The sequence below is a fragment of the Ignatzschineria indica genome, from assembly GCF_003121925.1.
GTDB lineage: Bacteria > Pseudomonadota > Gammaproteobacteria > Cardiobacteriales > Wohlfahrtiimonadaceae > Ignatzschineria > Ignatzschineria indica.
Map to the genome: position 1 here is coordinate 346,148 of NZ_QEWR01000002.1, position 24,478 is coordinate 370,625.

Consider the following 24,478-nt stretch of genomic DNA (forward strand, 5'->3'; position numbering starts at 1 on the left):
AATGATCGGCACTTCTATTTTGCTTACGCTTTTAATGGAGGTGTTTCAATTTCACACCTTCATCATCCTCTATCATTATTAGTGTCTTGCAACCATTAACTTCTTAATTTCTGCAATCGCTTTTGCAGGATTCAAACCTTTCGGACAGGTATTGGTACAGTTCATGATTGTATGACAACGATAGAGCTTAAATGGATCTTCTAACATATCAAGACGCTCCCCTTTGTACTCATCGCGTGAGTCAGAGATAAAGCGATATGCCTGAAGTAATACTGCAGGACCAAGATATTTATCAGAGTTCCACCAGTAGCTCGGGCATGAGGTAGAGCATGATGCACAGAGGATACACTCATAGTAACCATCAAGCTTACGACGCTCATCGATTGATTGTAATCGCTCACGTGGTGGTGTCGCTGTATCTGTCTGTAACCATGGTTTAATCGATGCATATTGCGCATAGAAATGTGTTAAATCTGGAACTAAGTCCTTAACAACATGCATATGCGGTAATGGATTGATAGTCACTTCGCCATCTTTAACAGAGCTAATTGCCTTTGTACACGCAAGCGTATTAGTACCATCAATATTCATTGCACAAGAACCACACACACCTTCACGGCATGAACGACGAAGCGTTAAAGTTGGATCCATTGTATTTTTAATAAGAAGTAACGCATCAAGAATCATTGGACCACATGCGTCAAGATCAACTTCATAACGATCATAACGCGGGTTTTCACCGGTATCAGGATTCCAACGATATACTTTAAAGACTCTTTTATTGGTCGCATTTTCGTTTTTAAAGAACTTACCTTCTTTAACAACCGAATTTGCGGGTAATTTAAATTCAGCCATAATCTTTTCCTTTCTATTTAACCTTTCTTCACTAATCTGTTGCTATTAGTAAGTACGTTCTTTAGGTTCGATATACGCTACTTCATCAGTTAACGTATAGGTGTGAACAGGACGATAGTCGATCTTCACATCACCATTTTCATCAACCCACGCATATGTGTGTTTCATCCAGTTAACATCATCACGATGAGGATAATCTTCACGAGCATGCGCTCCACGTGATTCTGTACGATTGATTGCAGACTTCACAGTTGCAACTGCACAGATTAAAAGGTTAGATAACTCAAGAGTTTCAACGAGGTCTGAGTTCCAGATAAGGCTTCTATCATGCACTTTGATATCTGCAAATTGTTTAAATGCCTCATCAACACGTCTGACACCATCTTCTAGCGTCTCTTGCATACGGAATACCGCAACATCTTCCTGCATTGCACGCTGCATCTTATCGCGTAATTCAGCCGTTGGGATACTACCATCAGCATGACGAATTTTGTCGAAACGATCTAAGATATCGATTACTTTTTGATCATCTAATGGTTTGTGCGCTGCGCTTGGCTCTAAAATTTCTGCTGCACGATTAGCTGCTGCACGACCAAAAACAACTAAGTCTAAAAGGGAGTTAGATCCTAAACGGTTAGCACCATGTACTGATACACATGCAGCTTCCCCAATTGCCATAAGGCCGGGAACTACTGAATCTGGATCACCATCTTTTAATGTTACAACTTCACCATGGTAGTTGGTTGGAACCCCCCCCATGTTGTAGTGAACGGTTGGAATAACAGGGATCGGCTCTTTACGAACATCGACGTCAGCGAAGATTCTTGCACTCTCAGCAATACTTGGAAGACGCTCTTCAATCACCTCAGGCCCTAAATGCTCAAGGTGGAGGAAGATGTGATCTTTCTTAGGACCAACACCACGACCTTCACGAATTTCGATCAACATAGAGCGTGAAACAACGTCACGTGATGCAAGGTCTTTTGCGTTTGGTGCGTAACGCTCCATGAAACGCTCACCATTAGAGTTGGTTAAATAGCCCCCTTCTCCACGAACACCTTCTGTGATCAAACAACCTGCGCCATAGATTCCTGTTGGATGGAATTGAACGAATTCCATATCTTGTAGCGGTAAGCCAGCACGAGCTACCATTCCGTTACCATCTCCAGTACAGGTATGCGCTGAAGTTGCAGAGAAGTATGCTCGACCATAACCACCAGTCGCTAAAACAACCATTTGAGCGCGGAATACATGCATTGAGCCATCAGCTAAATCCCAAGCCACAACTCCACGGCACTCACCTTCATCCATAAGTAGGTCAATTGCAAAGTACTCAATGTAGAACTCTGCATTATGTTTGAGTGACTGTTGATAGAGTGTATGAAGCATTGCATGCCCTGTTCTATCTGCTGCGGCACAAGTTCTTTGTGCTTGGCCTTCTCCAAAATTGGTTGTCATTCCACCAAATGGACGTTGATAGATCTTACCCTCTTCAGTACGGGAGAATGGAAGACCGTAATGCTCAAGTTCTAAAATTGCAGGGATTGCTTCACGACACATATATTCGATAGCATCCTGGTCACCTAACCAGTCAGATCCTTTAACCGTATCATACATATGCCAGCGCCAATCATCTTCACCCATGTTACCAAGCGCTGCTGATACACCACCTTGTGCCGCAACAGTATGTGAACGAGTTGGGAATACTTTAGTAACACAAGCCGTTTTTAAACCTTTTTCTGCCATACCGAGCGTTGCACGAAGGCCTGCGCCACCTGCACCTACAACGACAACGTCATAGACATGCTCATGAATCTTATAATCTTTATACTCTTTTAAGTTACTCATCGATTAAAACTCCGAGAATTATTATTCTGTAAAATTTCTACATCTTCTAGATATTAGTGCATACACAATTAGTGCATCATCATGGTGCTAACGATAAATCCAACGCGGATAATAGCCCAAACAATTGCAACACCAATCACAGATAAGATCACACGCATCGCACTTAAAATAACAATGCGTTGACAGGTCTTACTGACATAGTCCTCGATAAGAACTTGAAGGCCTAAAATAGCGTGATAGATTCCTGCAACGACTAAAACAACTAAAAGAACGGTATTCATCGGAGTTCCCACCCAGAATAATACCTCTTCAAAACTTTTACCATATAGGCTTGCAAATGAGAAAGCGAACCAAAGAAAGAGCAGTGCTAAAACAACAGCAGAGACTTTTTGTGCTAACCAAGAGACAGAACCTGCATGCGCTGATCCTAAACCTTTAACGCGACCTAGTGGGGTTTGATATCTTTTCATAACGCTTCCTTATGCTGCAAAACCAACAATAAGAATAAGAACCGCTAAAACAGGAGCAGCGATCTGTACGATCTTCGCGCTCTTTTTAGCTGATTCAATATCCACACCTTTTCCGGCATCCCAAAAGAGATGACGAATGCCGTTACAAAAATGGTAACAAGCAGCGAATGTTCCAAGAATAACAAGGAGCACTACAAAAGGATTTTTTAAGAAAGCGGTCATTGTGGCAAATGCACTTGGACCTGCTGCTAAACTTACCAACCAAGCACCAATGACTAGTAGAACTAACACCAACGCAACGCCGGAGGCACGATGCAAAATACTCATTACCGAAGTAACTTGCCATTTGTATCCGCTACCGAGCATAAATGGCGATAAAGGCCGTTTATTTTGACTCATAGATAGACTCCAATTAATAAAAAATAAAACATACAGATTAAACCTAAGTTGCATCAGTTTGCCAAGTTATGACAAATATTTCAATCTCCCATTCATAAATAGGTGAGATATTGTTGAGATATTGCGCAGATTGCTGATAGATTCAGCTTAGGAACGCTCTAATGCTTCTATAGGCGCGAGCTCTGCTGCCTTTTTTGCCGGAAAGAAGCCAAAAAGGATCCCGATCAAAAATGCAGCAATAAAGGAGAAGATAATTGAGGGTAACGAAAAGCTTAATGGGATCATTCCTCCTAGTTGTTTTAATATAAACCCTGTAGAGAGCGCTAAAGCGACCCCTACTACTCCTCCAATAAGGCAGACTAACACCGATTCAATAAGAAACTGTTGAGATATATCACTTTTACGAGCGCCAACTGCCATGCGCATTCCGATCTCTTTAGTTCTCTCAGCAACAGAGACTAAAAGAATATTCATGACCCCTATCCCCCCAACTAGTAGAGAAATTAACGCTATTGCTGTTACTAAAATTCGCATAATTAACGTTGTTGACTCTACCATCTCCTTAATGGCATCCGCGTTATAGATAAAGAAATCCTTTTTCCCATGTAGATCAGTCAATAGATCGGTAATACTATTTTCTGCTAATGCCATATTGACATCATCATCGACCCTGACTGTAATATTTCTAAATGATGTCCCACCGGTTAGGCGATGCATTGCACTTGAGTAGGGAATCCAGATAGTCATGGTATCACTACTAAACATCCCTTGGGATTTCGAAGTCGCAACACCAATCACTCGAACAGGTAATTGCCCTATAATAATGACCTCACCAATAGGACTCTTCCCTTCACTAAAAAAAGTTTTCACGCTATTTTCATCAATCACCGCTTCAAGCGCGAGTGACAGTTCACTCTCTTCATCAAATGCGATCCCTTCAGTTATCTCATAACCTTGAACATCAAAAAATTGCGCACCTACCCCTTGAATCTGAGTATTGATTGCCGATTGATTACCATATCGTGCTTCAACTACAGTTGAGACAACAGGTGTCACACTATGAATAAAGGGGAGTTTTTTAAGTGCCTCAACGTCTGCCGGGCGTAGCGACTGCACACTCTGAGAGTGACGATCCCCAAAGCCAGTGCCAGGATAGATTGTTAATGTATTGGTTCCCATCTGTCGAATATCTGCAATAATCTGATCTGTCGATCCTCGACCTAATGCGATCACCAGTACAACGGCGGCAATCCCTATAATAATCCCAAGCATCGTTAAAAATGTTCGAAGTCTCTGCATCAACATTGAGAGAATCGCCATCTTAAAGGCATTACTGATACGCAGCCCAAGATGGGAGAGCCCCGAAGCTCGTTTCCAGCTCTTTTGCTCTTTTTGAGTCGCTTTACTCTCTGATTCTGCATTATTTTGAACAATATCTTGGGCGGAAATTTGTCGCTCATCACCAATAATCAGCCCATCTTTAATCTCGATAATACGATCTGCATGACTTGCGACATCAGGATCATGCGTCACCATAATTATGGTGTGCCCTGCACGATTTAAATCTTTTAAAATCCCCAAGACTGCCGCGCCACTTTCGCTATCTAAGGCCCCTGTTGGTTCATCTGCAAGGATAATCTCTCCCCCATTCATTAAAGCTCGCGCAATACTGACCCTCTGTTGTTGCCCACCTGAAAGTTGGGTTGGATAGTAATTGACTCGCTCTGAGAGCCCCAATTGCGTTAATAACTCTTCTGCCCGTTGATGGCGGAGTGCCCCCGGCATTCCTGAATAGATCGCCGGCATCTCAACATTTCCTTTAGCAGTTAAACTATTAAGAAGATGGTAACGTTGAAAGATAAAGCCGAAATGTTCCCTTCGAAGTTCAGCAAGCTCATCATCACTATAGTGCGCTATATCCCTTCCTTTGAAGTGATAACTCCCGGCAGAGAGATAATCTAATCCCCCTATAATATTCATTAAGGTCGATTTTCCTGAACCTGAAGCACCCATAATCGCGATAAACTCACCCTCTTCAATTGAGAGTGTGATTCCTTTTAAAACCTCAACAGAGAGATCTCCCGATTGAAATGAGCGACGAAGATCCCTCAATTGAATGAGCGGTTCTAAAGATCCTTCTGAAGATTGGCCTAAATCATCCCTATTCATTATCGTCTTCTTCCCATCATTCCCATGCTGCCGGCATTATTATAACCGGTAGATTCTGCCGTAATAACACGATCTCCCTCTTGAAGTCCTGAGATAACCTCCACAGAGATACTATTAGAGAGCCCTGTTTTAATCATCCGTGGCACGATCTTACCACTCTCTTCATCCTCTAAGATCCAGACAACTCGCTCCCCTTTTGGAACTGTTACCGCCGGCATTGTTGATGGCTTAAAGCGAAGTGCCGCCATAGGGATCATCAAAACATTCTCTTTCTCTTCCAAAATAATATGCACTTGCGTCGACATACCGATATAGAAGAGATTGTTAAGATTTTCTACATCGAACAAACCATTATAGTAGACGGCCTCATTAAAATTGGTAACAACATTACCAATGGTTGTCTGAAAAGATTCTGTTGCCGGCTCAATCTGACGCAAAATCGCCTCATAACGTTGGTTAGGCTCCCCTAAAATAGTAAAGTAAGCTTTCATTCCAGGATGAAGTTTTGTCACATCCGCCTCAGAGATTTGCGCTTTTATGGTCATTGTCGAAAGATCTGCAACTTTAACGATCGTAGGTGCGGTCTGAGTCGAGTTAACTGTTTGTCCCTCTTTAACAACGGTCGCGACAACCATTCCATCAATAGGTGACGTGATCTTTGTGTAATCGAGATTAAGCTCAGCAGTATCAAGGGCAATTTGCGCCTGCGCTATCTGTGCAATAAGGGCATCAACTTCCGCATCTAAAACTTTTAAAGTCGCCTCTGCCTGATCAAGCTCATTTTGAGTGGTCGCACCATTTCGGATCAGTTTCTGTTGTCTTTCTAAATTAATTCGAGCATTGAGAAGTTGTGCCTCTTTAGCCGCTTTGGAAGCGATCATATTTTTTAAGCGAGCTTCACTATCTTTGACTGCATTTTGTTGTGGGAGGTCATCAATCTCGACTAAGAGATCACCTCGCTCTACCCGATCACCTAACTTTACATACATCTTTTTGATCTGTCCTGAGACTTGCGCTCCCACATCAATCTGATCAGATGCTTCCATTTTGCCATAAGCTAAAATACTCACCTCTAGATCCCCTCGCTCTACAGCTGTTGTGAGATAGGCGACTCGTTTTTCTGGGGTAAAATAGAGATAAGCAGAGAGAGCAAGAAGAATCAGAAGCGCACCGATAAGGTATTTTCGATATTTTTTCATAGTAATTATTTTGTTATTTCCAACTTAGAAGAGTGATTGCATCGAGTGATCAGGCGAAATGTCGATAGTGATACAACCAATCATCAACAATCTAATATTAGTACAAATTAGCACAATGAAATAGTACAACGAATCTCGAGATTAATGGAGATTTAATAGATTAATAGAGAGCAATAGAGATCACTAGAGATCAATAGAGATTAAAGGGTCTAACTCTTTAGTGAAAGTGCTTATCTAACTCAATGAAACGTTAGATGTGAGGTTAGATAAAAATCATTCCTCAATAAAAAAGCATTGAAAGCATTGAACATAATGAAAACATTCCCTTATTTACACTACAGCGCTATTAGCCCACTACTCCATTGACCGATTACGATCTCGGCATCTCTCTACTACTCTCTACTCTCCTTAACTACCGCATAGTAAAATTATCATAGTAGGATCCACTATACACAATATATCTAAATATAGAGTGTATAGATATAGTGCATTTATATGTTATTTGATAAGCCTTGATCATCAATCTTATCGATGCCTCGCTCCCTCTTCGCTTGAAAGCCACTAACTGAAAGATCTTAAGTGCAAATTCCTCTTTATTGATTGGATCCTTTGCTTTTCTCCCTTAGTCGGTCGTACAATGAGAAATTAACCTTTTATATCACCCTTTATATATCAGCAAGGATACAAGCAAGGATATTATGGATAACAGACTTCGTACAATTGATCTTGCGGTCGTCATTCAACATACTTCAAAAACTGAAGATGAAGCGCTCTATCTTGATAAAGAGGCAGCAACTGAACTTCTTCAAAGTATTGGGCAAAATATTGCAAGCCATTTCCCGGGAATTCAAAACTTCGGTCTTATCGGTGTTGGTTCAATATACCATCTCCATCAAATCATAAGACCTGGATTCCCTATCTATACACAGCTCTTTGAGCTCTCTAAAATTCACTTTAGAGAGAAAAACTTTAAACCTTCTATTATCGGTATCGGCACGGCTGAAGAGCAATTTGAAGTCTTTCACTTCAATAAAGAATTGAGTGAATTTGCCGATGTTCTAGAGGTTCTCCCCTTTACCGTAGTGATGCCGGAGACGCCGGAGGCAGCAGATTTTATTGAGAAAATGGAGCGTGAGCTCATTACAAAAGCACACCTCAATGGCAAGATTGTTAGCGATTTTCAGAATGCTTTTGAGCAAGATATCCTCAATATGTCTATTGTGACGCTCGCAGATCTCAATGGGCTCTTTGCTTCTCAGCTGATTCAGATCGGATTAGAAGAGCTCTGGGAGATCATGCAGGCGGTAATTTTTGATCAAACAGAGAAACTCAACCAGTTAGGAAGTGGCCATATTCTCTACTGGAAGCTCGATGAAGTTGCTCTCTATGTTGCACACCCCTCCATCTATGATGAAGCGATGAAAGATTATCTACAGGACTACAAAACTTATGCATTGACAACAGATCGCCTTGAGCATCTCTTTAAGATGCATAAAATTCCCTACAGTAAAATTGAGGTGATGAATCCGGATTTCTTTAAAGAGCCTTTAACTGTCGATAGTGCTAGAGCACAACTTACGACACATATTAAAGCGCTTTAATGTGATTTATGATTTAAAGAAGTCTTGTATTTAGATCCATTTAAGATCAATTTAAATCTATTTCCGATAATAAAAAAGACCTTGCAGTTTAAATTGCAAGGTCTTCTTCTATCATGCTATTGGCAATCTCATTGGTAATCTCTCAATTTAAGAGATCTTACCATGACAATCTTTATAACGCTTACCCGATCCACATGGGCATGGCTCATTTCGGCCTACCTGAGCAAAAGCCCCGGAATCGATATCAGCTTTAATTGCCGCTTCAGTCTCAGCAATATTTTCTTCTTTAATATTGCCAATCTCATCGATTAAACGCTCTACATCAGCAGCATTAGTTACAGAACCTTCAATCACCTTCTTCTCTGCATTTTCTGGTGCTGATAGTGCTTCTGAAAGCTCTTCCGGCGTTTCTACACGAATAACAATATTACTTAAGAAACGGATTGTTTTATAGTGGATTTGATCTAACATCGCTTCAAAGAGGATAAAGGATTCACGTTTATACTCCTGCTCTGGACGGCGTTGACCATAAGCGCGGAGCTGAATTCCCTGTCTTAAATAATCCATCGCTGCCAGATGTTCTTTCCATTGACTATCGAGCACTTCAAGTAAGACTGATTTCTCAAAACGTCTAAATTGGGAAGGATCAACATCTGCATTCGCCTGTTGCTTCTTCTCGGCATATTGACGCTCACTCTCGGCGATAATCGCGTTATAGATCTCCTCTTCTGTTAAGTTGGGATTCTCTTTAAGCGCTTTTTCAAAATCGATCTCAATTCTAAATTCATTTTTAAGAACATCCATCAATCCTGCAAGATCCCACTGTTCAGCATAACTTTGAGGGGGGATATATTTCTCGACTAGATCACCAAAGACCTGCTCACGCATCATATTAATTGCGTTGGTGATATCATCTGCACGAAGAATATCATCACGCTGTTGGTAGATGATCTTACGTTGATCATTAGCAATATCATCATATTGTAAAAGATTTTTACGGATATCGAAGTTGTGACCTTCAACCTTACGTTGTGCATTTTCAATAGAACGGGTAATCATGCGATGCTCTAATGCTTCACCATTCCCCATCCCTAAACTCGCCATCAAATTACGCATCTTAGGATTCATAAAGATACGCATTAAATGGTCATCAAGTGAGAGATAGAAGCGAGAAGATCCGACATCCCCCTGTCGTCCAGCACGACCACGAAGCTGATTATCTATTCGGCGAGACTCATGACGCTCTGTCCCGATAATATGTAAGCCGCCTAATGCTAGCACCTCTTCTTGACGCTCTTTTGCTCTCGCTCTAAGCTCTTCAAGATCTTTCTCTGTAGCATTAGGATTTGATTCTAAAAAGAGTTGCTCTTCTAATTTAACATTTCCGCCTAGAACAATGTCTGTTCCACGACCGGCCATGTTAGTCGCAATTGTAATTGCTCCTGGAATACCAGCTCTACCAACAACGTATGCTTCTCTCTCATGTTGCTTGGCATTGAGTACTTCATGAGGAATATTCTGTTTTTTAAGTAGGTCAGAGATTAATTCAGAAACTTCAACTGAAGCTGTCCCCACTAATACGGGCTGTTTACGCTCATAACAGTCGAGAATATCTTTAATAATCGCTTCATATTTCTCTTTCTGTGTGAGGTAGATTAGATCACCGTAATCCTTTCTCTGAACCGGCTTATGCGTCGGAATTACAACAACTTCAAGTCCGTAGATCTCTAAAAATTCTGGTGCTTCTGTATCGGCAGTACCGGTCATACCCGCAAGTTTTTCATAGATACGGAAATAGTTTTGGAAAGTGATAGAGGCTAATGTCTGATTTTCAGGCTTAACCTCAACACCCTCTTTCACTTCGATTGCTTGATGCAGTCCATCAGACCAGCGTCGTCCCGCCAAAGTTCGACCTGTATGCTCATCAACAATGACGATCTCACCTTTCTGTACAATATAATCAACATCGCGTTGGAAAATATAGTGCGCACGAAGACAATTGTCGACATGATGATAGAGCTTAAGGTTATTACTATCATAGAGGCTATCTCCCTCTTTTAAGAGACCGGCCTCAACAAGAAGGGATTCAAGATGCTGATGCCCTTCTTCTGTTAGGTTAACCTGTTTATCTTTCTCATTAATCTCAAAATCAACAGGCCCCTCTTCCGTTGGCTTTTGAAGATGAGGAATTAATTTATTAACAGCATGATAGAGATCTGCACCCCCTTCAACCGGCCCTGAGATAATAAGCGGTGTTCTCGCTTCATCAATTAAGATAGAGTCAACCTCATCGATCACCGCAAAAGAGAGGGGTCTTTGCACCTTTTGACTCATGTCATAGACCATATTATCGCGTAGATAATCAAACCCTAACTCATTATTAGTTGCATAGGTAATATCTGCTTGATAAGCCGCCTTCTTCTCTTCAAGACTCTGATTAGAGACTACAACGCCTACAGAGAGTCCTAAATAGTTATAGACCTTCCCCATCCACTCCGCATCTCGGCGAGCAAGATAATCATTCACCGTTACAACATGTACCCCTTTGCCGGCTAATGCATTGAGGTAGACCGCCAATGTTGCCACCAATGTTTTACCTTCACCGGTACGCATCTCTGCAATACGACCTTGATGCAACATATAACCACCAATAAGCTGCACATCGTAATGGCGCATTCCCATCACTCGACTTGAAGCTTCTCGCATTGTAGCAAATGCCTCTGGTAAAAGGTCATCGAGAGTCTCTCCCTTTGCTAAACGCTCTTTAAAGAGCGTGGTCTGCCCCTTTAATTCCTCTTCCGACATTGCACGCATCTGCTCTTCTAATGCGTTAACCTTCGCCACATAACCTCTCGCTTCCTTAATGAGGCGATCATTACGTGTACCAAATATTTTTCGGATCAATTTATTAATCATCTGAGACCTTTAACCAAATCAAAAGTTATATGTAATTTTTTACGTAATTTTGTACGAATACGATTGTACGAATAGGAGTAAAAGTTGTACGAATTGTTGTATCAATATATCGGCTTAACGATAAGGTATTGTTTAATTTACAAGCCCTCTATAATACCTGAATTTCTCTTAAAATTTAATTGTTATCTATCAATATGGATGTAAATTATTGTGTTTCAACCCAGTTGTTTCGATGAATTAGTTCATCGGTGATGATATATCCCAGTTTGTTGACAATTTCATGAGAAGGCGTTCGGAGGATCGACTCCACCTCCATTGCATGATAGTTGGTCAGGCCCCGCCCTATCTCACGACCTTCTTGATCAAGGCAGAGAATAATATCTCCCCGATCGAACGCACCTTCGACAGAGAGAACGCCGATGGGAAGAAGGCTTTTGCCATCCTTTAAAAGCGCCTTAACGGCACCACCATCGATCACAATGCGTCCTTTGATCTGTTTCTGCCCAAGCATCCATCGTTTTTTAGCAGTCAAACGAGTTCCATCGGCATTTAATTTTGTCCCGATTCGTTCTCCTCTTGCAATTCCAAGCAAGGCATTTTCTCGATCCCCTTTGACAATATAGGTGGTTGTTCCCGAAGTTGCCGCAATATGGGAAGCCATAATTTTGGTATACATTCCGCCGGTACCAAATCGACCGCCTTCACTCGTTACCATGCTTAATAATCGTTCATCATGCGCATCTGCTTCTTCAATCATCTTAGCATCAGGGTTCTTTCTAGGATCGCTCTCATAAACACCCTCTTGATCTGTGAGAATAATATAGACATCTGCCTCAATAAGGCTTGCAACAAGTGCTCCGAGGGTATCATTATCCCCAAACTTAATCTCTGAAAAGGAGACTGTATCATTCTCATTAATAATGGGAATCGCTTTATAATCGATCAATGTATGAATCGTATTTTTAATATTAAGATAACGTTTACGATCAGATGCATCTTCATGGGTTAAAAGAATCTGCCCGACATTAAGATCAAAGGCATTAAATCCCTTCATCCAAGCATTAACTAAGGAAGATTGACCGACCGAGGCTGCAGCTTGTAACTCATTCAGAAACTGGGGACGCTCCTCCCACTGAAGAAGCTTCATACCTTCGGCAACGGCACCCGAAGAGACCACCACAACATCGATCCCTTCCGCTTGAAGCTTACTAATCTGCGAACACCAATGGTGAATCCTTTCAGGATCGACGCCCTGCCCATCATTAGTAATCATCGCGCTGCCGATCTTAACGACCCAAACCTGTTTCTCCTGTTCAGTCTGCTTCTCTTCTCTTCTATTATTTTCTGATGCCATACCCATCAAATCCTCTTCTCAATCAATATCTCCTAATAGTAACGACAAGTCACCACTCGGACGCTTCGATATCTATCCGCTTATATTTCTGCTCTTAAAATGCTTCTCTAATCTAATAGCTCTAATCTAATAGCTCTAATCTAATAGCTCTAATCTAATGACGATTAAAAACAGCCATTAAAAGTGGCAACTATTCTACCACCCTCTCACAATTTATTTGATAATATCATCTAAATGTATTACTGCTATTGTAGCGGTAGATCGAAAATGATCATTTTTTATAATCCCCTCCCACAAGGAATCGATATCGATTTAAAAGAGTATGCTATACCCTAGTGACTCTTTTTCTACTCTTCACAAAAGAGTGTTGAAATAGATCGATTATTTCATTGCCCGTTTATAACGCATAATCAATAGTATTGCGATACTATTGGATCGATATTATATGGGGCTCAATGAGCAAGACCATTGCGCAAAAGTAGTGGACACAATGTTAGCGTTAACAGTGCAGAGTTAACAATATAGAGCTAATCATCATTCCGACCTTAAGATCGGACCGATCATTAAATAGTAGTGATTTAATATTGATGGTTAAATACAGATGACTAGATACTGATGATTAATAATCAGTGGACAGATAAATAAAGGGCCAATTTCCATAAAAATAAGATTTAAATCAGATTTAAATCAGATTGGCGAATGACTTACTAAAGCAGATAGTGGATAGAAATAGATGACAGCAAAGACACTTTACGAAAAAATTTGGGATGATCATGTCGTACGAACAGAAGAAGATGGTACGGCACTTCTCTATATTGATCGTCATATTATTCATGAGGTAACGAGTGCGCAAGCATTTGAAGGGCTAGAGAAAGCAGGTCGAAAGCTGTGGCGCAAAAACTCAATTGTCGCAATGGCAGATCACAATACACCGACAACAAGTGATATCGATAATATTACTGATCCCATTGCGCGTCTTCAGGTCGATACACTCCACAAAAATGCAACTGAGCATGATCTTGCCTACTTTCCCATCGGCGATATTCGTCGAGGAATTGTCCATGTTGCCGGCCCTGAACAGGGAGCAACACTTCCAGGAATGACGATTGTTTGTGGTGACTCACATACTGCAACCCATGGTGCCTTTGGCGCAATTGCTTTTGGTATTGGTACTAGTGAAGTTGAGCATGTCATGGCGACAAGCTGCTTAGTACAGAAAAAATCAAAAACAATGAAGATCGAGGTTGTCGGAGAGTTACAACCTAATGTAACGGCTAAAGATCTTGTTCTTGCCATTATCGGGAAGATCGGTACAGCTGGCGGTACCGGCTATGCAATTGAGTTTTCCGGGGAAGCGATTCGCAATCTCTCTATGGAAGGTCGTATGACGATCTGTAATATGGCGATTGAAGCGGGTGCTCGTGTCGGTTTAGTAGGCGTCGATGAGACAACTATTGAGTATGTTAAAGATCGCCCCTTTGCGCCGAAAGGAGCCGACTGGGAGAAAGCCGTTCAATATTGGCAGACGCTTCATAGTGATGAAGGAGCCCATTTTGATAAGGTGATTACTATCGATGCTGCAAAAATTGAACCACAAGTGAGTTGGGGAACAAGCCCGGAGATGGTGATCGGCATTAATGAGTTGATTCCTGATCCTGAAAAGGCATGTTCTTCTGTACAAAAAGAGAGTATAGAGAAAGCGCTCAATTACATGGGCTTAAAACCGAATCAATCCCCTAAAGAGATTAAGATCGATAAGGTCTTTATCGGCTCTTGCACCAACTCAAGAATTGAAGATATTCGCGATGCAGCACGAATTGTTAAGGGTAGAAAGAAAGCTGATAATGTTAAGTTAGCTATGGTGGTTCCGGGTTCTGGCTTAGTCAAAGCAGAAGCAGAGGCAGAAGGTTTAGATAAGATCTTTATTGAAGCGGGTTTTGAGTGGCGTGAACCGGGATGCTCAATGTGTCTTGCAATGAACCCAGATCGACTAGAGCCATATGAGCATTGCGCCTCTACCTCCAACCGTAACTTTGAGGGGCGTCAAGGCAATAATGGCCGCACCCATTTAGTGAGCCCCGCAATGGCAGCAGCGGCAGCGATTGCCGGCCACTTTGTTGATGTTCGTGAATTTAATTAAGATTGAGGAGTCAAATATATGCAACCTTTTGTAACCCATACTGGAATTGTTGTTCCTCTTGATCGTGCAAATGTGGATACCGATGCGATTATCCCCAAACAGTTTTTAACGAGCATCTATAAAACGGGATTTGGCCCCAACCTCTTTGATGAGTGGCGCTATCTCGATCGCGGTGCGCCGGGAATGGATAATAGCCAACGCCCTCTCAATCCGGAATTCCCACTTAATAAGCCACAATATAAGGCAGCAACAATCCTTCTTGCTCGTGATAACTTTGGCTGTGGCTCCTCTAGAGAGCATGCTGTTTGGGCCTTAACAGACTACGGTTTTCGCGCTGTAATCAGCACAAGCTATTCCGATATCTTCTTTAATAACTGTTTTAAAAATGGCTTTCTTCCCATCCGCCTCACATCGGAAGAGGTCGAAAAGCTCTTTCAACTTACAGATAACGTAGATGCGCTTGAGATTGCAATCGACCTCCCTAATCAGAATGTCACGGCAAAATCCGGAGAAGAGATCCTTGCCGGACCTTTCCATTTTGAGATCGATCCATTCCGGAAGCACTGCTTAGTCAATGGACTTGATGATATTAGCCTCACCTTAGATCATCAAGATGAGATTCGTGCTTATGAGAAAAAGAGAGCGGAACAAGCGCCTTGGCTCTTCAGAGAGTAGTACAGAGTTAGGTGTATAGAGCTAGACATATCAAAGCAGAAGCATAGTAATAAGAAGTATAGAATCAGATGCCGGCATAAAAGAGCCGGCATTTTTATACAAAAATAGTAAGTGATTGATCGCCATTTACCATTAATTTATGACTAACACTTTTGTTTAGTTCCTGCTGTTATTAAAATCAATAGAGCTCAATAGGTGTCAATAGGGATCTATAGAACCCAATAGAGAACAATTGAGCGCAATTCATTTCCAATTAGTGCGTTAGCCGTATAAAATTGATAGGATATATTTTTAGATATTTTGGGTGATGAAACTCAAAATAGACTCAGAGTAAAAAGAGTTCAATATCATCAATATTAATATATTAATTATTAATCACCCCATCAACCAACTAGTTAAATTATTTAAATAAAGTAAACCAATCCATGAAGACTAATGAAATTCGCCGTAAATTTATCGACTTCTTTGTCAGTAAAGGCCATCAAGAAGTTGCATCGAGTTCACTTCTTCCCGCTAATGATCCGACTCTTCTCTTTACCAATGCGGGAATGAATCAATTTAAAGATTGTTTTTTAGGGTTAGAAAAACGCCCTTATCAACGAGCAACGACCTCACAAAAATGTGTCCGTGCCGGTGGTAAACATAATGACCTTGAAAATGTCGGCTTTACAGCTCGCCACCATACCTTTTTTGAGATGCTTGGAAACTTTAGCTTTGGAGATTACTTTAAACTCGATGCGATCAAATATGCATGGGAGCTTTTGACAAAGGTTTATCAATTACCGGAAGAGAAGTTATTAGTCACCATCTATCATACCGATGATGAGGCTTTTAAAATTTGGAACGAGGTGATCGGTGTCCCGGCGGAAAAGATTATCCGTATCGGCGATAAAGAGGATGGTTCTTCTGACAACTTTTGGCAGATGGGCGATACAGGTCCTTGTGGTCCCTGCTCTGAAATTTTCTATGACCATGGCGATCATATTTGGGGGGGGCCTCCTGGATCGGCTGAGGAAGATGGCGATCGCTTTATCGAAATCTGGAATCTGGTCTTTATGCAATTTAACCGCGATGAGAGTGGTGAGCTTCATCCTCTTCCTAATCCTTCTATCGATACGGGTATGGGTTTAGAGCGTATTGCCGCAATTTTACAAAATGTACATAGTAACTATGAGATCGATCTCTTTGTAAAATTGATTAAAGCCTCAGCAGATGCAGTCGGCACGAAAGATCTTGAAAGTAGCTCCTTAAAAGTATTAAGTGATCATATCCGCTCTGTCGCCTTCTTAATTGCAGATGGTATCCTCCCTTCAAATGAGGGGCGTGGTTATGTGCTTCGTCGTATTATTCGTCGCGCGATTCGTCACGGCTATAAATTGGGACAGAAAGAGCTCTTCTTCTATAAACTCGTTCCCACATTAGTAGCGGAGATGGGAGATGCTTACCCACAATTAAGAGAGAAACAACAATTTATTATCGATACGATTAAGGATGAAGAGAAACGCTTCTCTACCACTTTAGAGCATGGCCTTAAACTTCTTGAAGCGGATATTGCCGAGCTTAAGGGCGATGTGATTCAGGGAGAGACCATCTTTAAGCTCTATGATACTTATGGCTTCCCAGTAGACCTTACCAATGATATTGCAAGAGAGCAGAATCTTACCCTCGATATGGAAGGTTTTGAACGCTGTATGGGAGCGCAAAGAGAGCGTGCTAGAGCGGCAAGCAATTTTGGTGCAGAGCGTCTTCTTGATCTGCAAAATAGTGAAGAGACAATCTTCCATGGTTACCATAGTCATCAATTAGAGAGTAATATAGCGACAATTTTAGTCGATGGCGAAAGTGTTCCCGCTGTTGCAGAAGGAATGGAAGCGATTCTTATTTTGACAGAGACCCCCTTCTATGCAGAAGCAGGTGGACAAGTAGGTGATACCGGTACTATTACCGGCGATGGATTTGAATTCTTGGTGAAAGATACAAAGAAACAGCAAGATATCTTCCTCCATATTGGTGTTGTTAAAGCAGGAGAAGTTAAGACGCAATCGGTAGTCTCTGCGAAAGTGGATCATACCCGTCGTGATCTGATCAAAAAGAATCACTCGGCAACACATCTTCTTCATCATGCACTTCAAACAGTTTTAGGGGATCATATTGAACAAAAAGGTTCACTTGTGACTGATGATCGCCTCCGCTTCGACTTCTCTCACAATAAGCCTGTGACATTTGAAGAGCTACAAAATATTGAGCGCCTCGTGAATGGCGCGATTCGTGAGAATTCATTAATTGAGATTAATGAGATGCCGATCGATGCTGCAAAAGAGAGAGGCGCTATGGCGCTCTTTGGTGAGAAGTATGGCGATGTTGTACGCGTAGTTGAGATGGGAGATTCTATCGAGCTTTGTGGTGGAACACATGTCTCTGCAACAGGTGATATTGGCCTCTTTAAAGTCACGCAAGAGACCGGCATTGCTGCAGGTGTTCGCCGTATTGAAGCAGTGACCGGCGGAACAGCGGTTGAGATTATGCTTCAGCAGAGCGCAACATTACATCACTTAGCATCAACTTTGAAGACAGATCATGCACACATTGAGAGTCGTGTTGATCAAGCACTTGATGAAGCTAAATCACTGCGTAAAGAGATTGCGGCGTTGCAATCAAAACTGGTTTTTGCAAGTCGTAATGAGATCCTCAATAGCGCTATCGAAATCGATGGTATCAAGGTTATAGTTGCCGATATTAAAGGCGCGGATAACCGCTCACTGAGAGAGCTTTGTGATAACTTACAGGCAGAGACAGCGGGAATCACGCTTCTGCTCTCTGAAGTTGATGGGCGCGTAGCATTAGTAAGTGGTGTCGCCAAGGCATTAACTAATCGCATCAAAGCCGGCGAGCTTCTCAATATAGCAGCACAAGAGGTCGGTGGTAAAGGGGGCGGTCGTCCCGATTCTGCAACAGGTGGCGGTAGTGAGCCAGCACACATCAAAAAAGCAATTGAAGTTGCAACGACCTTTATTAAAGAGAAGTTATTATAAATAAAAAAGACTTTTAAATGCTGAAAGTACTGTTGTAAGTACTGATAGAAACGGTGCATATCTAATCACGATATTGCACCGTTTTTTTATTCACAATTGACCTCTTCCATCCCCTTCTGAGGAAATCCCTCTTGCAATGAGGCAATGAGGCAATGAGGTAATGAGGCAATGGCGGTAATGGAAATTATTTGGTATTGATGATGACGGCACGATAAGATGTATCAAGTTATCTATAAAAAATAGATATGAAAAATAGATATAAAAATATTCATAAAAGCATCCATAAAAGCATCTATAGAGATAGATGTGGGAATCAAAATAACAATATAAATAGCAATAGCAATTATCAAAGGAAGTGTTCACTATTATGAAACTTATCACTCAAGAAGCATTAAAGCCTTATGAGGCAAAATTGATCGCCTATCGTCGCCATCTCCATCAATACCCTGAGCTCTCATTTGAAGAGTTTGAAACGAGTCAATTTATCGCTAAAGAGATGACTAAGCTTGAGCATGCCGAAGTTCTTCCACTGACTAAAACCTCCCTCTTAGTTAAATTTAAGAGTGGAAAACCTGGTCCTAAAATTGGTCTGAGAGCCGATATCGATGCCCTACCGATTAATGAAGAGAGAGAGGATTGTGACTTTATCTCTAAAAATCCTGGCAAAATGCATGCTTGTGGTCATGATGCTCACACCGCAATCTTAATGGCTGCTTGCCACTACTTTAATGATCATTTTGAAGAGTTGACGGGAGAAGTTTGGGCTGTTTTTCAACATGCTGAAGAGCTTCTTCCCGGTGGTGCTAGAGAAATAGTGGCATTAGGTGTTTTAGATGAGCTCGATTTTATGTATGGACATCATCTCTGGTCGATGCTCCCTACCGGCGTGATCGATCTTAAAATCGGTGCTGTTACCGCTAATACCGATATCTATAAAGCAAAAATTATAGGTAAAGGCGGACACTCTTCAGAACCTCAAAATTGTATTGATCCTGTCTTAATAGCCTCTCAAATTGTCTGCCGATTACAGAGTATCGTCTCCCGGCAATTAGCACCGTTAGAAGCGGGGGTTATTAGTAATACCTATATTCGTGCCGGCAATCCTTTAGGACTCAATGTGATTCCAGAATATGCAGAGATCGGTGGGAGTGTTCGCTCAACAACCCCTGAAGCACGAGCCCTTTTTAAGCAGCAGATTGAGCGTATCATCACTTCAAGCTGTACCGATTTTGATGCTAGTTGTGAAATCGATTACACCATCGGTTATGGTATTACAAAAAATGATGCAGATAAGACGGAAGTTGTTAAAAAGATTGCCGAGATGATTGGAGAAGCTAAAGTGATTGCCGATCCCCCTTACCTTTGTGGTGAAGATTTTAGTGCTTATTCAGAGATTCTCCCCACTACTTTTGCTTTTATTGGTGCCGGTAATCAAGAAAAAGGTTATATCTACCCTCATCACCATCCTCAATTTGGGCTCGATGAGGATTCCTTTATCTATGGGTTACAGATGTTTATCAATGTCGTTTATAATTTTTCAGACGAAAATAGCAAACTCAGGATCTAATCAAGCGCTTATTAAGAGAGGAAAATAAAAAAATAACTACGACATAACCCTTAACTTTTAAAATTATATTTCTACATACAAAACAGTTACGCTTAATATTATGAATAAATCTTATAAATAAGCAGGTTATGCGTTTTCTCTCTTCTCGCTGAACAACCCTTATTCTTCTAGGTTCTCTTTTATTTTCCCGTTAAGGTAAAATGGGTGTTAAAATTTAGAGATAGAGATAACAGAAGAGGAGCTATTGAGGGCTCCTTATTGCTTCAAATTCTTATAATTTAGATAGATCTGAGGTTTGTTCTAATGCAAAAAAATAATCGAAAAAAATATATTATCGGTGGTGTTGTCATCCTCGCCCTTATCGTGATTGCCAATATGTTCTTAAATCGTGATGAGATGGCGGGATTTATCAAGAGTAATGGCCGAATTGAAGTTACGCCACTCGATATTGCGACCAAGTTTCCCGGTCGTGTTGACCATATTTTAGTGGATGAGGGAGACTATGTTGATGCTGGCGATCTTCTAGCCGTGATGCAACTCGGCTCTCTTGAAGCGCAACTTTCCGAGGCTAAAGCATATCTTGAACAAGCAAGACATCAAGCAAATTCAGCTGAAGCGATTATCAAATCGAGAGAGAGTGATAAAGTTGCGGCAAAAGCAGCTGTTTCCGCAGCAGAGAGCAAACTCTATGCCGCAGAGCGTAAATTAGCCCGTATTCAGACATTAGTGAAACGAGGCGCGGCAACGGAGCAAGATCTCGATGACCAAGAAGCTTACACTCGTGTCTTAAAGTCTGAGATTGCAACAGCAGAATCGCAAGTATTAGCTGCGCAAGCTGCGATCGATGCCGCAAAAGCACAGTTTGTTGCCGCAGAATCTCAGGTCTCTGCAGCAGAAGCAACGGTTAAACGTGTTGAATCCGATATTGAAGAGAGCAATCTTATCGCACCTGTTAGTGGGCGTATCCAGTATCGTATAGCGGAGCCTTCAGAAGTTTTAGGAGCTGGTGGCAAAGTCCTCAATCTTCTCGATCTCTCTAAAGTCTATATGACCTTCTTTGTGCCAACAGAGTATACCGGGCAATTAATTGAAGGAGAAAAAGATGGTACGGAAGTACGAATTCTTCTTGATGTCGCTCCCGATTCCCCTATTCCCGCTCGCGTAACCTTTGTCTCGCCTGAAGCGCAATTTACACCTAAAACGGTTGAGACCCAAAATGAACGTCAAAAATTGATGTATCGCGTAAAAGCGAAGATCGATGATGATCTTTTAGAGCGCTATCAAAAATATATTAAAACGGGCGTTACCGGCGAAGCCTATATCAAGCTTGATCCTGATAAGAAATGGCCTAAATTTCTTCAAGGACCGCTCACTGAAGGCAATGAGGAATAATTAAAAAGCTGCAAGAAAGTCGCGAAATAGCCACTAAAAGAGCTATTAATGCCCCTTTAAATCACCCCTTAATCATCATCTTCTGTAGATAAGGATGCTTAAATGAGTATGAAAGAACCTGTAGTCACCATTAAAGATGTCTCCTTCTATTATGGCGAAAATCGAGCATTAGAATCATTCTCCATAGAGATACCGCAAGGCGTTATGATGGGATTGATCGGTCCTGATGGTGTAGGGAAATCAACTCTACTCTCCCTTATCGCAGGCTCCCGCGCTATCCAAACGGGAGAGGTGATGGTTTTAGGGGGAGATATGCGTCAAAAAGAGGTTCGCGATAGAATTTGCCCTCGGATTGCCTATATGCCGCAAGGTCTTGGGAAAAACCTCTACCATACCCTCTCTGTAGAGGAGAACCTTCAATTTTTCGGACGTCTCTTTGGTCATGATGCTAAAGAGCGCCGGGAACGAATTGATGATCTGACTAAAAGTACAGGGCTCTACAACTTCCTCGATCGTCCTGCCGGCAAACTATCGGGAGGAATGAAGCAGAAATTAGGACTCTGTTGCGCTTTGATTCATGATCCTGACCTCCTTATTCTCGATGAACCGACAACAGGGGTTGACCCATTAGCACGGGCACAATTTTGGGATCTGATCAGTAGAATTCAGAAAGATCGCCCTGAGATGAGCGTTATTGTCGCAACAGCCTATATGGATGAAGCCGAACGCTTTGAGTGGATCTTAGCGATGGATGATGGGAAGATCTTAGCCACTGGAACTCCTAAAGAACTCCTCGATCGTACCGATAGTGAATCATTAGAATCTGCCTTTATTAAACTCCTCCCAGCAGAGAAACGTGCAGGATATGAACCGGTTGTTGTCCCACCGTTAGAGATTGATGAAAACACAGCAGTTGCTATTAAGGCTGAGGGTTTAACTAAACGTTTCGGAACTTTTACCGCCGTTGATAGTGTTAGCTTTGAGATTCAAAAGGGGGAGATTTTTGGCTTCTTAGGCTCAAATGGTTGTGGAAAGTCGACAACAATGAAGATGTTAACAGGTCTCTTGCCGGCAACTGAAGGAGAAGCTTGGCTATTTGGCAATCCGATCGATTCAGAAGATATTAATGTGCGAAAACGGGTGGGCTATATGTCGCAAGCTTTCTCGCTCTATAGTGAATTGACGGTGTTACAGAACCTTGAACTACACGCAAAACTCTTTCATGTCCCTAAAGAGAGAATTGATGAACGGGTTGCAGAGATGGTCAATCGCTTCGATCTTCGCTCTGTATTGAACAAATTACCCGATGATATTCCTCTGGGAATGAGGCAGCGTCTCTCTCTTGCCGTTGCGATGGTTCATAAACCAGAGTTACTGATTCTCGATGAGCCTACCTCCGGCGTAGATCCGATCGCACGAGATAATTTCTGGCGCCTATTGATTGAACTCTCGCGAAAAGATGGTGTGACGATCTTTATCTCTACCCACTTTATGAATGAAGCATTGCGATGCGATCGAATGTCGATGATGCATGCTGGTAAAGTTTTAGATAGTGATACGCCTCAAAATCTGATTATCAAACAGGGAACGGAGACGCTCGAAGAAGCTTTTATCAAATATCTTATCGATGCTGGTGCAGGAGATGATATCCCGGCAGATAATGTCGATAATCATACGGCACAAGAAGCGCTCAAAGAAGCGGTTGATCAGCCCGATGAAGCGAGTCCCCCGAAACGATTTAGCCTGCAGCGTCTTCTTAGCTATACATGGCGCGAGGCCTTAGAATTACGCCGAGATCCTGTTCGAGCAACATTAGCCCTTTTGGGATCACTTATCTTAATGGCGACGATCGGTTATGGAATTACCCTAGATGTGGAAGATCTTCCCTACGCAATCTTAGATCGAGATCAGACAACGCTCAGTAATAGCTATGCCAATAATATCTCAGGCTCTCGTTATTTTATTGAACAAGATCCCCTCTACGATTATGAAGAGCTCGATCGGCGAATGCGAAATGCAGATATCGCCTTAGCGATAGAAATTCCGCCCAACTTTGCACGGGATGTGGCAAAAGGTCACCCTGTCTCTATCGGTGTCTGGATCGACGGTGCGATGCCCCAAAGAGCAGAGACGATCCGAGGATATGTTCAAGGAATGCATCTCGATTGGCTCAAAAAAGAGGCAAAATATAGTCATGGCATCTCTCTTCCAAGTGATTTCAATATTGAGATGCGCTATCGCTATAATCCTGATGTGAAGAGCTTGGTCTCTATTGTGCCGGCAGTGATTCCTATTTTGCTCTTAATTATTCCGGCAATGCTTGCGGCACTCTCTGTCGTTCGGGAAAAGGAGCTCGGCTCCATTCTCAATCTCTATGTCACGCCTGTCACTAAGTTTGAGTTTCTCTTAGGCAAACAGATTCCCTATATTGTCATCGCTATGCTGAACTTCTTTATCATGGTGATATTGGCGATTCTTGTATTTGGTGTACCGATAAAAGGGGGGCTACTCTCCTTAACATTTGCCGCCCTGCTCTTTTCAATCTTCTCTACCGGCTTTGGTCTCTTTGCCTCAAGTTTTACCAGTAGCCAGATTGGAGCGATGTTCTTCACCTTAGTAGGAACATTAATTCCTGCGGTTCAATTTGGAGGCATGATCAATCCTGTCAGCTCTATGGAGGGTTTCTCTCGCTTCTTTGGGGAGATCTATCCGGCATCGCACATGTTGACAGTCTCACGCGGAATCTTCAGTAAAGCGCTCTACTTCAACGATCTAACAGGAGAGATGATGATTTTAGCGATTGGAGGTCCTCTCATTGTTCTCTGTAGTGTCCTTCTTCTTAAAAAACAGGATTCCTAAAC

The 24,478-nt window shown here is 41.9% G+C and carries 15 protein-coding genes; 7 read left to right on the plus strand and 8 right to left on the minus strand.

All coding sequences use genetic code 11. The features are described 5' to 3' along the window. Window positions 1–78 precede the first annotated feature (78 nt). From DC082_RS01680 to DC082_RS01705, 6 genes are all read right to left on the minus strand, one after another. Complete coding sequence (locus DC082_RS01680) at window positions 79–855, minus strand: succinate dehydrogenase iron-sulfur subunit (RefSeq protein ID WP_094568074.1); 777 nt, start codon at window positions 853–855, stop codon at window positions 79–81. A gap of 45 nt (window positions 856–900) precedes the next feature. Then, window positions 901–2,703 carry a succinate dehydrogenase flavoprotein subunit gene (gene sdhA, locus DC082_RS01685; RefSeq protein WP_109235480.1) on the minus strand — a complete coding sequence of 601 codons (1,803 nt, stop codon included), beginning with the start codon at window positions 2,701–2,703 and terminating at the stop codon, window positions 901–903. Window positions 2,704–2,771: 68 nt separating this feature from the next. Further along, entirely contained in the window at window positions 2,772–3,173 is a 402-nt protein-coding gene (sdhD, locus tag DC082_RS01690; RefSeq protein ID WP_109235481.1) for a succinate dehydrogenase, hydrophobic membrane anchor protein, read from the minus strand. Window positions 3,174–3,182: 9 nt separating this feature from the next. Next, entirely contained in the window at window positions 3,183–3,572 is a 390-nt protein-coding gene (sdhC, locus tag DC082_RS01695; RefSeq protein ID WP_109235482.1) for a succinate dehydrogenase, cytochrome b556 subunit, read from the minus strand. Window positions 3,573–3,719: 147 nt separating this feature from the next. Next, a complete protein-coding gene (locus DC082_RS01700; protein ID WP_109235483.1) occupies window positions 3,720–5,741 on the minus strand; it encodes a MacB family efflux pump subunit in 2,022 nt (673 codons plus the stop codon). Continuing rightward, window positions 5,741–6,940 (minus strand): efflux RND transporter periplasmic adaptor subunit, encoded by a 1,200-nt coding sequence (locus DC082_RS01705; RefSeq protein ID WP_109235484.1) that lies wholly within the window; start codon window positions 6,938–6,940, stop codon window positions 5,741–5,743. The genes DC082_RS01700 and DC082_RS01705 overlap by 1 nt, the downstream gene beginning before the upstream one ends. Before the next feature lie 698 nt (window positions 6,941–7,638). Between DC082_RS01705 and DC082_RS01710 the strand changes: the two genes are divergently transcribed. After that, complete coding sequence (locus tag DC082_RS01710) at window positions 7,639–8,541, plus strand: hypothetical protein (protein WP_109235485.1); 903 nt, start codon at window positions 7,639–7,641, stop codon at window positions 8,539–8,541. A 147-nt stretch (window positions 8,542–8,688) separates the two neighbouring features. Here DC082_RS01710 and secA read toward each other — a convergent pair whose 3' ends face one another. Continuing rightward, window positions 8,689–11,457, minus strand: coding sequence for a preprotein translocase subunit SecA (gene secA / locus DC082_RS01715; RefSeq protein ID WP_109235486.1), 2,769 nt, complete (start codon window positions 11,455–11,457; stop codon window positions 8,689–8,691). Between the two features lie 205 nt (window positions 11,458–11,662). After that, window positions 11,663–12,811 carry a glutamate 5-kinase gene (gene proB, locus DC082_RS01720; protein WP_109236163.1) on the minus strand — a complete coding sequence of 383 codons (1,149 nt, stop codon included), beginning with the start codon at window positions 12,809–12,811 and terminating at the stop codon, window positions 11,663–11,665. A 733-nt stretch (window positions 12,812–13,544) separates the two neighbouring features. Here proB and leuC point away from each other — a divergent pair. From leuC to rbbA, 6 genes are all read left to right on the plus strand, one after another. After that, a complete protein-coding gene (leuC, locus tag DC082_RS01725) occupies window positions 13,545–14,951 on the plus strand; it encodes a 3-isopropylmalate dehydratase large subunit (protein WP_109235487.1) in 1,407 nt (468 codons plus the stop codon). 18 nt (window positions 14,952–14,969) lie between these two features. Continuing rightward, window positions 14,970–15,626: a 3-isopropylmalate dehydratase small subunit gene (leuD, locus tag DC082_RS01730; RefSeq protein ID WP_109235488.1), complete on the plus strand. Its 657-nt coding sequence runs from the start codon at window positions 14,970–14,972 to the stop codon at window positions 15,624–15,626. A 425-nt stretch (window positions 15,627–16,051) separates the two neighbouring features. After that, window positions 16,052–18,658 (plus strand): alanine--tRNA ligase, encoded by a 2,607-nt coding sequence (gene alaS / locus DC082_RS01735; protein WP_109235489.1) that lies wholly within the window; start codon window positions 16,052–16,054, stop codon window positions 18,656–18,658. 367 nt (window positions 18,659–19,025) lie between these two features. Further along, the gene (locus tag DC082_RS01740) at window positions 19,026–20,225 is read left to right on the plus strand and encodes an amidohydrolase (RefSeq protein ID WP_109235490.1); all 1,200 of its coding nucleotides are present in this window, start codon (window positions 19,026–19,028) and stop codon (window positions 20,223–20,225) included. Window positions 20,226–20,528: 303 nt separating this feature from the next. Continuing rightward, window positions 20,529–21,617 (plus strand): HlyD family secretion protein, encoded by a 1,089-nt coding sequence (locus DC082_RS01745; RefSeq protein WP_109235491.1) that lies wholly within the window; start codon window positions 20,529–20,531, stop codon window positions 21,615–21,617. A 108-nt stretch (window positions 21,618–21,725) separates the two neighbouring features. Beyond that, window positions 21,726–24,476, plus strand: coding sequence for a ribosome-associated ATPase/putative transporter RbbA (gene rbbA / locus DC082_RS01750; RefSeq protein ID WP_109236164.1), 2,751 nt, complete (start codon window positions 21,726–21,728; stop codon window positions 24,474–24,476). The last annotated feature ends 2 nt before the right edge of the window (window positions 24,477–24,478 follow it).

Excerpts from the sequence above, each read along its gene's own strand:
- DC082_RS01705 (WP_109235484.1), bottom strand. The coding sequence starts at position 6,940 with ATGAAAAAATATCGAAAATACCTTATCGGTGCGCTTCTGATTCTTCTT.
- secA (WP_109235486.1), bottom strand. The coding sequence starts at position 11,457 with ATGATTAATAAATTGATCCGAAAAATATTTGGTACACGTAATGATCGC.
- leuD (WP_109235488.1), top strand. The coding sequence starts at position 14,970 with ATGCAACCTTTTGTAACCCATACTGGAATTGTTGTTCCTCTTGATCGT.
- alaS (WP_109235489.1), top strand. The coding sequence starts at position 16,052 with ATGAAGACTAATGAAATTCGCCGTAAATTTATCGACTTCTTTGTCAGT.
- DC082_RS01740 (WP_109235490.1), top strand. The coding sequence starts at position 19,026 with ATGAAACTTATCACTCAAGAAGCATTAAAGCCTTATGAGGCAAAATTG.
- DC082_RS01680 (WP_094568074.1), bottom strand. The coding sequence starts at position 855 with ATGGCTGAATTTAAATTACCCGCAAATTCGGTTGTTAAAGAAGGTAAG.
- sdhD (WP_109235481.1), bottom strand. The coding sequence starts at position 3,173 with ATGAAAAGATATCAAACCCCACTAGGTCGCGTTAAAGGTTTAGGATCA.
- DC082_RS01745 (WP_109235491.1), top strand. The coding sequence starts at position 20,529 with ATGCAAAAAAATAATCGAAAAAAATATATTATCGGTGGTGTTGTCATC.
- DC082_RS01710 (WP_109235485.1), top strand. The coding sequence starts at position 7,639 with ATGGATAACAGACTTCGTACAATTGATCTTGCGGTCGTCATTCAACAT.
- proB (WP_109236163.1), bottom strand. The coding sequence starts at position 12,811 with ATGGCATCAGAAAATAATAGAAGAGAAGAGAAGCAGACTGAACAGGAG.
- leuC (WP_109235487.1), top strand. The coding sequence starts at position 13,545 with ATGACAGCAAAGACACTTTACGAAAAAATTTGGGATGATCATGTCGTA.
- DC082_RS01700 (WP_109235483.1), bottom strand. The coding sequence starts at position 5,741 with ATGAATAGGGATGATTTAGGCCAATCTTCAGAAGGATCTTTAGAACCG.
- sdhC (WP_109235482.1), bottom strand. The coding sequence starts at position 3,572 with ATGAGTCAAAATAAACGGCCTTTATCGCCATTTATGCTCGGTAGCGGA.
- sdhA (WP_109235480.1), bottom strand. The coding sequence starts at position 2,703 with ATGAGTAACTTAAAAGAGTATAAAGATTATAAGATTCATGAGCATGTC.
- rbbA (WP_109236164.1), top strand. The coding sequence starts at position 21,726 with ATGAAAGAACCTGTAGTCACCATTAAAGATGTCTCCTTCTATTATGGC.